The organism is Streptomyces sp. NPDC014764, assembly GCF_043082785.1.
Taxonomy (GTDB): domain Bacteria; phylum Actinomycetota; class Actinomycetes; order Streptomycetales; family Streptomycetaceae; genus Streptomyces; species Streptomyces althioticus.
Genome location: NZ_JBIBXY010000006.1, coordinates 327931 through 340691 on the forward strand (window position 1 = coordinate 327931; position 12761 = coordinate 340691).

Genomic DNA, 12761 nt, shown 5'->3' on the forward strand with positions numbered 1-12761 from the left:
GGACGCCGTGGGAGCGGGCGGGACCGAAGTAGGCCGTACTGTGCGGCCACTTCGGTCCCGCGCCGGTCAATCGCTAGTAGCGCGGTTCTAGAATGATCGCGCTGGTGGCACGGGTACGGACGACTGACGGCGACAGGGTGGCGGCATGACGCGGAGCACACGGCGGGGCGAGGGCACGAAGGGCACGCGGCAGGCACGCTCGGACAGGAGCCGGGAACAGATCCTGCTGGCGGCGCTGGACCTGGCGTTGGAGCACGGCTACCAGGGCACGACCATGGCGGCGGTGAGCGCGTCCTCGGGCCTGCCGATCGGCTCGGTGTACTGGCACTTCAAGAGCAAGGAACAGCTCTTCGTCGCTCTGCTGGAGCACTGCCACAAGGCCTGGACGGAACTCCACTCCGGCCCCGAGGGGCTGCGCCGCAAGCTGTCACGCGGCATCGCCGGCCTGTCCGGCGCCGATCCCGAGCACTACACGAAGGAGGAGGCGCTGCTCAAGGCCGCGGCGGTGTGGGCACTGAGCAGGCAACTGGGCGGCCTGGGCGAGGACAACGAGGTGCGCGCGGCGTACCTGCGGATGCGGGTGGAGATGTTCAAGGTGGACGTCGAGCGGATCACCGAGTCCGTCCCCGCCGACGTCGTCGATCGGTTCCCGGACCTGCCCACCAAACTCACCGTGCTGAGCCTGGCGTTGACCGACGGTTTCTACGTCCACGCCAACTCCGACGTGCACCTGGAGCTGGACTTCGCCGAGTACGCGGACATGGCGGCGCGGGCCCTGGAGGGCCTGGTTGACGACTACGCCCGCAGGGCCGCCGAGGAGCGGAAGTAGGGCCGCCCACGGCCGCCCGCGCCGTACGGGGTCACACGGCGCGGGTCAGTCCGCCGTCCACGCGCAGGTTCTGCCCGGTGGTGTAGGTGGCGTCGCACGCCAGGTGGGCCACGGTCCGCGCGACCTCCTCGTAGGCGGCGGCCCGTCCCAGGGGGATGGCGGAGGTCCATGCGGCGGGCACGGCCTCCGGGTCGGCGACGGTGTACCCGGGGAGCACGTTGTTGATCCGGATGCCGTCCGCGGCGACCTCGTCCGCCCACAGCTTGGTCCAGGTGGTCATGGCGGCCCGGGCGACCATGGAGGTGGGGAAGCGGGGCGAAGGCTCGGAAGGGCTGGCCGAGGAGATGTTGACGATGCTGCCGCCGCCCTGGGCGCGCATCGGGGCCAGGGCGGCCCGGCAGGCCCGCACCACGTTGTAGAAGTACAGGTCGAACCCGGTGGCCCAGTCCTCGTCGGTCAGCTCCTCGAGCTTCCCCTTCGGGCCGTGGCCCGCGCTGTTGACCAGCACGTCGAGCCTCCCCCAGGCGGTGACCACCTGCTCCACGGCCGCCTCGACGACACCGGCCCCGGTGTAGTCCCCGCGGACGGCGAGACCGCCGAGCTCCTCGGCCAGCGCGTCCGCCCCCTCGCCGCGGGCCAGCACCGCCACCCGGTGACCGCGCGCCGCCAGCGCACGGGCCGACGCGGCACCGATGCCGCTGCTGCCGGCGATGACGAGGGCCGTGGGCCGGGCTTCGGTCATGGTGCGCTGCTCCTGGGTGACGGGGATGCGGGTCATGGCGTGAACGATTCCTCTAGAATGAACATTCTAGGCGAATGTAGGTCCGCTCGCCCGTCACGTCAACGGCGCACCGGCGCGCGCGCCGCGGTCACCGTCAAGTCATGGAAAACTTTCCGTCCTTGGCCACTTTCGCCCCCCCGTGTGAAGCTGCTCCCTGCAGACCGCGGCCGCGCGGCCCGCCTCCGTGGCCGCCGCGCCGAGCGGGGGGTTCCCCTGGTCCAGCGCGGCAGGGCGAGGGCCACCGTCCTCTGGCAGGGCGGGGGCAGCACGCGGTTCGCCGCCACCGAACTGCGCGACTACGTCCAGCAAATCACCGGCGTCCGGCTGCCGCTGCGCGCCGGCCGCCTCTCTCCCGGCGGCTCCGCCCCCGAGGGCGTCACCGGCTTCGTGGCCCTGCGGGCCGGCACCGGCTGGACGGACACGCTCCCCGCCGACCGGCTCCTCGCCGCCGGCCGGGAGCTGTCCGGCGCGCCCGAGGACTTCTTCGCCGTCCTCGGCGACGACCAGTACACCGTCCTGACCGGCCTCGGCGACCGCGCACCCTGTACGCCGTCTACGCCCTGCTCGAACGCCTCGGCGTGCGCTTCTTCGCCCCCGCCTTCCCCGCCTACGAGGGGCACCACGAGCACGTACCGCGCAGCGGGACGCTCGCCCTGGAGGCGCCGCAGGCCGCTCGCCCGACGCGGCCACGATCGACGCGGCCGTGGCCGCCGCGCGGGGGCGAGACGCCGTGATCGTCACCACCGACAACGTCGGCGCCGCCGACACCCAGCGCGCCCTGGTGTCCCGGCTGCTCGGGACGGGCGTCCCCGTCGTCCATCTCGCCGTGCGCAACCCCTACGACGTCGCCCACCTCGACGGCGTCCCCGCCTCTCTCGCCTCCTACTGCTGGACCGAGGTCGAACTGCGCGCCGCCGCCTGGGTGATCGCCGGCCGGGTCGGGCCTCGCGGCACGCTGCCCGTGCCCGTGCCACGCGCCGACGACCCGGCCCAGGTCCTCTTCCCGTCCGGGCACGGCCTGTCGTACGACCGCTGACGTTCCCGGGACCGGCCCGCCGACCGTGTCCCTCGCGCCGGCGGACGGGCCGGGCGCGGGGGACCGTGCACCACGCCGATGCTGCGGGCCGGGCCCGCAGCACCGCGGTGCCGACGGCCCGGGGCCGGCCCGAAGCAGTGAACACCGATATGGGGGTCATTCGCCAAAACCGCTGCGCGTGGTGGCGCCAGCCGTCAGAATCTCGTTCCGAGCGGGTCGCACGACGGTCCGTGCGGGGGACGTGAAGCGGGGGGCTGTGGGTCTAAAAGTCTTCATCAGCCATGGCGCGGGCAAGGATGAGTGCGTCGAGGAAGCCCTCGGCCTGCTAGTGCCTGAGCTGAAACGCCGTGGCTACGAGGTCTTCGTCGATGTGGAGAGCCTCCGCTCGGGCGACGTATGGGCGGAGCATCTGTACATGGAGCTCTTCCGCTGCGACGCCGCGGTCGTTCTGCTCGGTCCGCAGACGGTGGAGGACTCGGAGTGGGTACGCCGTGAGACCGAGATCCTCATGGCTCGCCATGTCATGCGGAGCCTGCCCCATGTCCTGCCGGCCCTGCTGGGCGGAGCCGGCACCAAGGCGGCCAGGTTGAAGGGGTACGGCCCACTGCTCCGCCTCCAGACCGAGATCCATGACCGCACGGCCAGTCCGAACCCGCGGCCCGGTCAGGCGAGCACCGTGGAAGAGGTCGTGGCGTGGCTGCTCGGGGAGTTCGCCCACGTCGGGCAGGCCACCAGCGAGGACGACGTCTTCGAGTGGGCGGAGCGGATCGCCGCCTACATCGACCGGGCCAGCGAACGCAGCCACAAACGGGTGGTGAGGAGCGCGGAACGGCTCGGGCTGCACGGCGGTCAGTTGCAGCAGATCGCGGCACGCATCGGATCGGACCTCCTCCTCGCCTTCCAAATGCTGACGGCGGCAGGCAAAGGGGTCGTGCTGGCCCAGGCGCTGGGGGAACTGCAACCCGTTCTGAACACCGCCTCGCTCAAGGGACTCGCCGAACAGGTGAAGCCCGGGTGGGTGGATGCCGACGCGGCACGGTGCTTCCTGCCGGACCAGACCCGGGACGGGCCGCGGGGGCGGATCATCGTCTTTCCGGCACATGACGCCTGGGTGGCCGATCACCACGTGCAACGCGCCCTCTTCGTCAGACCGATGAGCTGGCGCGTCGGTGCCGTGGAGGACGAGCCCGACCTGGCGCTGGGCGACGAGCCACTGGCCGACCGACTCTACGACGCCTGCTTGAGCAGCCTCGCCCGAGTGTTCCGGGCGCCTCCCTGGGACAAGGACTTCACCACCGTTCGCCATGACGCGCGCGTGACCCAGTACCTGGTGGTCAGCCTCGAGGACTACCCGCTGGACGTCGTGTCCGACGTGGCGAGGAGGCTGCAGGCCCGCTGGCCCTGGCTCGGACTGGTGATCCTGACCCCTGACGGCATTCCGGACACCAAGGAACTCGAGGTGAACGGACTGGCGGACGCCGTCCTCGTCGCCTCCGCACCCGATGAGGCGAGACAGGCTGAGGCTTTCATCATGGTGATGTCCATCGACGAACTCCTGGAGCGGTGCGCATGAATGACGAAGCGGCCGAGGCCAATGTGTCCGACATGCCGGACCGCCGGGACGGTCTGGTCTATGTGATGCCGCCCGACCTGCAGTTGGCCGTGGAGGTGGCCAAGGCGACCGGCAGACCGTTGCTGCTACGCGGCAATCCCGGCTCAGGGAAATCGTCGCTCGCTCCTTACGTCGCCCGCCGGGAGCGCTGGCGCTACTACGAGTACGTGGTGACGTCGCAGACCCGCGCAACGGATCTGCTGTGGACGTTCGACGGGGTACGCCGCCTGGCCGATGCCCAGATCGCCCGGTACGCGCGGCGAGGACAGAAGGAGGTGGACGAGAACATCTACGTCGAGCCCGGTCCCCTGTGGTGGGCGTTCGCACCCAAGTCGGCGGCGGAAGTCGTGGACCGGGCACGCTCTGTACGCGGCAGTCGCAGCGCCGGCGGGGTGGACGGGGGCGATCCCCGCGACGAGCGGTGGAACAAGGACCGCGACCACGACCACGCGGTGGTGCTCATCGACGAGATCGACAAAGCCGACCCGGACGTACCCAACGGGTTGCTGGTGCCCCTCGCGTCGAACGGTTTCACCGTCACGGAGACCGGCCGGCGCGTCGATGTGGAACCGCCCGGACGGCCGCAACGGCACCAGCCCTTCTCCCGCCACCTCGTCATCATCACGACCAACGAGGAGAGGGAACTGCCGCAGGCCTTCCTGCGGCGCTGCGTCATCGCCAGCGCGCCGGAACCCGAAGCGGTGGAGGACCTGGTCAAGATCGCCGAGGCTCACCTCATCGCACGTCTCCGCCAGGCGGTCCCCGAGGACGTCGCCCTCGCACACGCTCTCGCGGAGGAGCTGCTGGAAGTGCGGGCCACCGCTTCCCGGGACGGGATCCGTCCTCCCAGCACGGCGGAGTACCTGGACGCGCTGTGGGCCTGCCGCGCCCTGAAGATCGACGTCGGAGGGGACGACGGCCGCTGGGACAAGCTGCGTCATCTGACCCTCGTCAAACCCCAGCACATGAGGGGTTGAACGGGATGCCGGGGACGACGGGCGCCGCGCCGCGCGGACTGCCGGCGAGAAGCCGCCCGGAGAGCGAGAACTGGATCGGCGACATGGCACGCGTCATGGCCGCCCTACCGGATCTGGACGACGCCGCCCTGCACAAGGCAGCGGCCATGCTGAGCCTGCGGCAGACCACTCCCGCTCAGCTGAGGAACCGCGTGAGGCTCGACACCGCTGCCGCGGACAGCGCGTCCCGAGCGGATTCCTACGAGCCGCCGGTCCCCCGCCAACCGTCGCACTCCCCTCGGACCAGGGCCCTGCGCGAGCCAGCGCCCTCGATGCCCCTTCTGGTGCCCCTCGGCACGGAGCTCGCCGTCCAGCGCGCCTGGAACGAACCCGTGCTCGCCGAAGCACCGCCACGCCGCACCGTCACCCGCAGCGTCCACCAGCCTTTGCTGCCGCCCCGGTCCGAGCCCGCAATCCTGCGCCAGTTGCTCTCCCGCCGGGTCTACGAGGGGCCCATCGACGTGGAGCGCACTCTGACCATTCTGACCAGCGGTCAGTACGTGAGCTTCCTGCCACGCCACCCGGTGCGCACCCTGCGGTTCGGCGTGCAGGTGCTCGTCGACATCGGGGACGGCATGGAGCTGTTCCTGCGCGACGAGGAGGAACTCCTCCATCGCATCGCCGCCGTGGTCGGCCGCCATGCCTGCGACGTCCGATACTTCGCCGAGGACCCGATGTACAACGGAAGCGGTGCGGGCTGGACGTGGAAGCCCTACATCGCACCGCCTCTGGGGACGCGCGTGCTGGTGCTCACCGACTTCGGGCAGCACCGCGCCCCGCGGTCCGGGACCGGCGGTGATCCCAGCACCTGGCAGCACATGGTGACGACGCTCCATCGCGCCGGCTGCCTTCCCGTCGCCCTCACCCCGCTGCCGCACAGCCGCCAGCCCTCGTGGCTACGGCCTCTAATGCCGGTTCTGACCTGGGACCGGACGACCACTGCGGCCACCGCGTACACGAGGCTGGCATGATCCGCACCCGCATGCGGAATCACCCGCTGCACCGGGACCCCGGCATCGACGACCTGCCGCGGACGGCACGTCCGCTGGCGGTGGCCCTGGCGTCCGCCGTGCGCATCGAACCCGAGCTCATCCGGGGCATGCGCCTCCACGTGCGGCCCACGCTGGACGTCGGAGCGGAGTCCGGGCTGTGGTTCGGCCCCTGGGCGGCTCACCGGGGCAGGCAGTACATGGCACTGCGCCGTCCCGTACTGCACCAGGCGCGCGAGCTGCTGGTCGAGGAACTCGCCCGGAGTTCCCCCACCGATCCCATCCGCAGGGCCGGACAGGTCATCGAGGAGGCACATCACCATCTGCCTCCCGTCCTGGCGGTCGAGGAACGCGTGACGTGGGCGGCGCTGACCGCCGAGGCGGGCCTCGACCATCCGGACACGGCGGACGTCGACGCGCTGCTGCAATCCGTCCTGCGTGCGGCCGTGGAGGATCCGCGCCGACGGGACGGTCTGCGCCGCTGGTTCGCACAGGCCTGGGAACGGCTGCCGCGGCGGGTCCGGCAGACGTCGACGGCGCTGGACCTCAACGAGCTGCTGGGCCCTTCGTCTCATCACCTGTTCTTCTCGTCAGCCGAGCGGTCGTCCGTGTCCCCGGACATTCAGGACGTCGTCCTGCCCGTGCGCCACGACGGCAACGTCATAGCCTTCGGCGACTCGACGTGGCCTGCGGACGGCATCCTCGTCCCCGACACCCAGCCGCGGATCCTGCAGCTGACCCATGACCTGGACGCCTGGGAGAGCGCCACGGAGGTCCGCGTGCCCCGCGGCGGGTTCACCGCGGCGGAGGCCGCCCACGTCCCCCTGTACGTGCGGACGGCGCGCGGCCTGGTGTACCGCGTGGGTGCTCCCGGCGGGTCGGAAGTGATCAGTCGGCCCCCCTCGGGGCGGCCGGGCAAGGCGCGCCTGCTGGGGCGAAGCATCCAGGACCTGCACGACCGCGACTACCCCCACTTCGGCATCGCCCCGGACCTGCGTGCCGTCGAACAGGCTGGCCTGCTCCTGCCACGGCTGACCCGTTACCGGCCCACCTCCGTCGACGCGGACCTGCGCCACGCGATCACCATGTCGTCACGGAGCGAGATCGTGCTGGTCCAGGGTGCCCCCGGCAGCGGACGGACCCGTACAGCGTGGGAAGCCGTACGCGCCACACGGCCGACCTGGTGGATCTGGTCGCCGCCGCCCGTCGACCGCAACCAGACCGTCCTGCAGGCTCTAGCGGAGGACGGCATCGGGTCGCACACGGTTCTGTGGCTCGACGACATCGACCAGGCCCTGGCCGATCCGCGTACCGGGGAGAACCTGGCCTCCGCCCTGCTGGACCTGCTGGATGACTCCGGGCGAGAACCCGTCCTCGTCGCGGCCACGGCGATGACACCACCGGCGACACCCCGGTTGGGGCCGTCGGCCACCCTGCTGTTGCACCAGGCCTTGTTCTTCACGCTGCCTCCGACCGGACACAGGAGCGCCTCACCCTACGCGCGGCTCTACGCCACCGGGGCCCTCCCGCCGGCACTACCCGCCTTGCCGGGCAGGCGAGGGGCGGTGGAGTCGATCCTGCACGGGCTCCTTCCCGAGAACACGATGCCGGTGCTCACAGCGATCACAGGGGTGCCGGGAACGGGCAAAAGTGTCATGGCCGTTCAGGCGGCACACCTGGCACGAGAGCGGGGCTGGTTCACCGGCGGAGTGCTCATGGCGACGGTCGGCGGGGACAGGCCCTTCTGGGCCGCGCTGCTCCAGGCGCTGGGCGCCGGACGGACGCGGCACCTCGACGAGCAGCAGGCACGCCTGCTGTGCGTGGCCCATCTGATGCTGATGTCCGGTCCGACGCGCCGGACCCTGCTCGTCCTCGATGACGTGACGGAGGAGGAGCTGCGGGACATCGCCGCCGTCGCGCCGACGGGCCTGGCCCTTCTGGCAACGTCCCGCAGAACCCTGAGCCTGGCCGGTGCGACGGTCGTCGAGCTGGGGCCTCTCCCCGAGGACGACGCCGTCCACGTGCTGGAACACTCCCTGAAGCAGCGTGACCCCGACGACCGCCGTCTGCGGGTCCAGCCGGAAGCCACCCGTCAGGTTGTGGCCCTGTGCGGCTGTTTCCCCCTCGCGCTGACCACCGCGGCAGCATGGCTGACCGCCGACCCGCACCGGACCGTGGCCGATCTGGAGGTCATGTTGCGCCTCTGCTCGGCCCTCGAACTGGAACACAAGGGCGAGCGTCCCGTCACGCGCGCTCTGGACCTGGCCTTCCACGGAGCGGCTCCGGACGACCAGAGGGCCTTCTGTCTCCTGGCCATGCTGCCCGGCACCAGCTTCACCACCGCACTGGCGCGCGTCCTCTTCGCGGAGCACGACACCGTGGACGCGCGGCTGGACAGCCTCGCCCAGCACCACCTCATCAGCGGACGGGAGGAGCCGGGCCGCTGGGCCATGCATCCCATTCTGCAGACCTACGGCCGGTCGAACCTCCTCCGTCATGTGACGAGGGAGGAAGCGGACGAAGCTCTGCAGCGGGTCGTCGAGGCACAGCACACCCGCGCCCTGGCAGCGGACCGGACCTTCCGCAAGAACCTTTCCCGCCGGCGCAGCGGACGAGACGTGGGCGAGCACGACAAGGCGATCGCGTGGCTGCAGGAGGAGCACGAGAACCTGATCGCGTTGAGCACATTCTGTTTCCAGCACGGCCGCGAGGCGAAGGGCGCCGCCATCGCTCTGCGTCTGGCCACCTTCCTCTTTCACCACAAGGAGTTCGCGCCTCTCCTGCAGCTCATGCAGCTCGTGTACGAATGGTCGAAGCGCAGCGGCGACCGTTCCGCCGCGGCGGCCGCCTTGAACAACCTGGCGGTGACCAGTGCCGCCACCGGCGACTTCCAGCAGGCCCGCGCCATCATGGACACCGCCGCGGAGCTGCTGGACGCCGAGCACCAGCGGACCGAGTATCTGCGTCTGCTGAGCAACCTCGGTGCGGTTCTCCTGGAGACCGACCACACCAGGGAAGCCATCACGCTGCTGACGGACGCCCTCTCGGAGCACCGTCGAGAGCGCCCCGTGGCCCTGATGTCCTTGCTGTGCAACCTGGGGGCGGCGCTGCACCAGGCCGGGCGGACCGAACAGGCACTGCAGACGCTGCTGCAGGCGGAACAACTCGTCGGCCAGCATTCCCTGTCCCCCGCGGAGGAGGGTCATCTGCTGCACAACCTGGCGGAAGTGCTCAAGACACTGGGGCGCATCGACGAGGCCACTGAACGGTTCCGGCGCGCGGTCGGCCGGTTCGAAGAGCTGGGGGACCGGGCCACCCAGGCACGCCTGCACCGGGAACTCGGCGCGCTCTGCCTGCGAACCGAGCGGCTGGAAGAGGCACACGCACACTTCATGGCAGCCCGTCATCTGTTCGCCTCACTGGACGACCCGGTCGCCGAGGCCCATGCCTGCACCGACTTCGGTCTCGCGCTCCACCGGCTCGGCCGTCCAGATGAGGCACTGGAGCAGATGCTGTCGGCGCGCACCCTGTACCAACAGGGCCAGAGCGAGCACGAGGCAGCCCTCTCCCTGCGCAACATCGGCACCATACTGCTCGACGTGGGCCGCTTCACCGAGGCGATCCCGGCCCTGCGCAACGCCGGTGCGCACCTTGAGGCGCTGGGCGATCCTCACGGTGAGGCCCAGGTGTTGCACCGTCTCGGCAACGCCTGTGAACAGCACGGCGACCTTGGCTCCGCGGTCATGGCGTTGTCCGACAGCGCGGCGCTCTACACACGGATCGAGTTCGAGCAGACGTACCAGCATCGCGCGGAGGCTGCCGAACGGCCGGCCACGGCCGAAGCCGTGGCCGACCAGGCACACGCGGAGAACGCGCTGCGTGACGAGGCCGATGTCCTCGTCCACGACCTGCTCCGTGTGAGCCACCTGCTCTCCGCAGCGGACGAGCGCGCCGGCGCCGATACGGCGCTGCGTGCCGCAGCGCGTCTGGTGCGCCGCTTTTCAGCAGGGAGCGAAGGCGCCTGACGGCTGACTGAGTTCGTCCTCAGTACCACCGGAGATGGAGTAGTGCGCCTCCACCGAGTGGCGGTCCCGCAGAACGGACATCGTCAGGATCCCCACGGGGACACAGCCGCGTGTCTCATACACCAGATGACCCGCCGCCTGGTCCACCCACGCCTCCAGCGCCGCCCGGAACCCCTCGTCCCGCTGAGCCCTCTCGGCCAGTCCGGTGGACAGCAGCTGCGCGGCCTCGACATCGGAGGGCGCGTGCTCGAGGTTGCTCAGCTCTCTCGTGTACGGTCCTGTGAGGGCGGCGGATCCCCCCGTACCGGCCACCAGTGACTCAAGCTTCTGCCACAGCACCGACCCGGATCCCCTGGCCTCCAAGGCCACCTTCATCAAAAGCGCCGCGGACACGGATACCACGCTCACTTCGTCCCCCCTCTTCCGGCGGCCACGGGTTGTCATGCGCCCCGCCGTCGGCGGCAACCGTCTGCTTCATACCCGTCACAACGAGTGCGGAAGCCTGAAGCCTCGGGCTGTCATCCGCCTGGCTGCCCCTGTCCCACCGACGGAGCAGACGTCGACAACAGATCCGAACCCGGGGGCGCGCCCCCCACGGCACCCGACCTCAGACGCTCGAAAACCAAGTCGAAGGTGAATCCCGCCGTGAAACCGAGCGGAACGGTGATGAACAGCAGCCGCCGGACGTCCAGCCGGTCCATCAACGTGGGGACGCTCAGCAGCTGGGACGCGACGTACAGCAGAACGGTGACCAGACCGGCGCCCAGTCCCCGGATGCAGGCACGGAGCCACCGGGACTCCGTCTCGAACGAACTGCGGATGACCGCTCCCGCGACCGCTGCCAGCAGAGGAGCACCAATGAGCACGGAGAGATTGTGCGCGTCGGCCCGCCGGGGTGGGCCCGCCGTCACCAGGCCCGCCACGGCCGTGCACATGCACACCAGGGCGACCAGCCAGCCGGCCGCGGATGCCCACGCCGCCGCGCGGGTGCGCCGCTGCACATCCCGAAGACGCGCCTCGTGCCGCTCCCGCTGCCGGAGCAGGCATGCCACCAGCCGCGGCGCCGCATCGGCCGACCAGTCCCCACCGAGGAGTGCGATATCGGCGTCGTCGGTGTCGTTCCTGACCTTGTCCAGATTCACCCAGACCTGACTCGCTCCACCGCCGAAGGCCGCAACCGGCAGAACTGGGATCCCCTGGGACAGGGCGATGATTCCCGCTACCCGCGTGGACTGGCCGCCGCCGATCAGCAGGACGCCGTCACACTTCAAGAGGGTGCGGTAGTACCCGACCTCCCATTCGCCGCTGGTGTCGCGCACCACGTCCACCGTGACGTGGCTGCCCTCCGGCAGCAGGAAGTCGACACCCCGGTGGCGAGGCGGGAACGCGGCGACGGTGCCCGGGTCGTCCGCGGTGCACCCCTCGGCGTATCCGTGGACCACGTCCGCTTCCGCATACTTCGGTTTGCTGGAGAAGACCGCCACGTCGCAGTTGGCTCGTGCGAGTTCCCGCCCCAGCATGCGGCAGGCGTCAGGCGCCCGCTCCACCGCCTTCAGCGGGGGCACGTACGTACGTGTCGCATCCACGCTGCCGACGACGGCAATCAGCGGACGCGCGCCAGGACTTGAGGACATGGGGCAGTCTAGGCACACCCTCCTCGACCGCCACCGGAGATCTTCGGAATTGCTCATCTCCCGTCCGAAGCCCACCGAGCCTGATGAGCGGGAGCCTTCCGTGCGGTTCGAGACGGCGGCCTGACCCGCGGGTTCCGGTGGTTCTCGGTCGTCGTCCGGCACCCCCTGCCGCGGGCGGCGCGGCGGTCGCACCGAGGCGGCCAGGCCGAAGGGGTACGGCCCGCTGCTCCGCCGCCCCGGCACATGAGGGGCCGAGCGGCGTGTGCGGTGGCCGGCGTCCGTGGGACGGGACGACGACCACCGCTCTCCCGGAGGGTGCTCGCTCAGGGACGGTCGGCGGGCCGTTCCCCCGGCGGAGGGTCCAGCGCCGTGCCGTACACCCGCATCTCCGCGGCGGCCGCGAACGGCTGCCCGTTGAGCGCGTTCAGCGCCGTGAACCTCACGTGGGAGGCGCGGACGCGGTCGAAGGTGATCCGCTGCGTCTGCGGGACGTCCTTCAGGGTGCCCTCCGCCACGGTGGCCCAGTGCGTGCCGTCGTCCGACACGGCGACCTCGTAGCCGGCGACACGGCCGTTCGGGCCGCCGCTCTGCCGGTTAAGGTAGCCGAAGCCGTCCACGTCGGCCGGACCGCCGAGTTCCAGCTTCACCCAGTGCGGGTACGGTGCGGCGGAGCCGGTGTAGTCGGTGTGCCAGATGGTGGCCGGGTCGCCGTCGAGCACGTTGGACACCGGTCCCTCGCCCGGTCCCGAGGAGCGGTTCTCCGAGTCCGCGGTGGCGGTCATCGAGCCCGGTGGGAGGAGGGGTTCGGTGGTCACGGTGGCGCGGGCGTCCGCGGTCAC

At 70.8% G+C, this 12761-nt stretch carries 9 protein-coding genes and 1 pseudogene; 6 read left to right on the plus strand and 4 right to left on the minus strand.

All coding sequences use genetic code 11. From position 1 onward, the window contains the following. Window positions 1-145 precede the first annotated feature (145 nt). Window positions 146-829, plus strand: coding sequence for a TetR/AcrR family transcriptional regulator (locus ACF1AG_RS17965; RefSeq protein WP_359604655.1), 684 nt, complete (start codon window positions 146-148; stop codon window positions 827-829). Window positions 830-860: 31 nt separating this feature from the next. On the opposite strand, the gene ACF1AG_RS17970 is transcribed toward ACF1AG_RS17965, so the two are convergent. After that, the gene (locus ACF1AG_RS17970) at window positions 861-1607 is read right to left on the minus strand and encodes an SDR family oxidoreductase (protein ID WP_359604653.1); all 747 of its coding nucleotides are present in this window, start codon (window positions 1605-1607) and stop codon (window positions 861-863) included. A gap of 676 nt (window positions 1608-2283) precedes the next feature. Between ACF1AG_RS17970 and ACF1AG_RS17975 the strand changes: the two are divergent. The 5 genes and pseudogenes from ACF1AG_RS17975 to ACF1AG_RS17995 form a co-directional block, all read left to right on the plus strand. Further along, window positions 2284-2646, plus strand: a pseudogene (locus tag ACF1AG_RS17975) (glycoside hydrolase family 3 C-terminal domain-containing protein); the annotation flags it as partial. Between the two features lie 256 nt (window positions 2647-2902). Further along, window positions 2903-4219 (plus strand): toll/interleukin-1 receptor domain-containing protein, encoded by a 1317-nt coding sequence (locus ACF1AG_RS17980; RefSeq protein WP_359604651.1) that lies wholly within the window; start codon window positions 2903-2905, stop codon window positions 4217-4219. Next, window positions 4216-5235 carry a MoxR family ATPase gene (locus ACF1AG_RS17985; RefSeq protein WP_359604649.1) on the plus strand — a complete coding sequence of 340 codons (1020 nt, stop codon included), beginning with the start codon at window positions 4216-4218 and terminating at the stop codon, window positions 5233-5235. Before ACF1AG_RS17980 ends, ACF1AG_RS17985 begins: the two co-directional genes overlap by 4 nt. A 5-nt stretch (window positions 5236-5240) precedes the next feature. Further along, window positions 5241-6245 (plus strand): hypothetical protein, encoded by a 1005-nt coding sequence (locus ACF1AG_RS17990; protein WP_359604647.1) that lies wholly within the window; start codon window positions 5241-5243, stop codon window positions 6243-6245. Then, the gene (locus ACF1AG_RS17995) at window positions 6242-10288 is read left to right on the plus strand and encodes a tetratricopeptide repeat protein (RefSeq protein ID WP_391810029.1); all 4047 of its coding nucleotides are present in this window, start codon (window positions 6242-6244) and stop codon (window positions 10286-10288) included. Before ACF1AG_RS17990 ends, ACF1AG_RS17995 begins: the two co-directional genes overlap by 4 nt. Here ACF1AG_RS17995 and ACF1AG_RS18000 read toward each other — a convergent pair. From ACF1AG_RS18000 to ACF1AG_RS18010, 3 genes are all read right to left on the minus strand, one after another. Then, window positions 10265-10732 carry a hypothetical protein gene (locus tag ACF1AG_RS18000; RefSeq protein WP_387795238.1) on the minus strand — a complete coding sequence of 156 codons (468 nt, stop codon included), beginning with the start codon at window positions 10730-10732 and terminating at the stop codon, window positions 10265-10267. The genes ACF1AG_RS17995 and ACF1AG_RS18000 overlap by 24 nt on opposite strands. A gap of 74 nt (window positions 10733-10806) precedes the next feature. Further along, complete coding sequence (locus tag ACF1AG_RS18005) at window positions 10807-11874, minus strand: hypothetical protein (protein ID WP_391810030.1); 1068 nt, start codon at window positions 11872-11874, stop codon at window positions 10807-10809. Between the two features lie 371 nt (window positions 11875-12245). Next, window positions 12246-12761 (minus strand): discoidin domain-containing protein, encoded by a 516-nt coding sequence (locus ACF1AG_RS18010; protein WP_359604639.1) that lies wholly within the window; start codon window positions 12759-12761, stop codon window positions 12246-12248.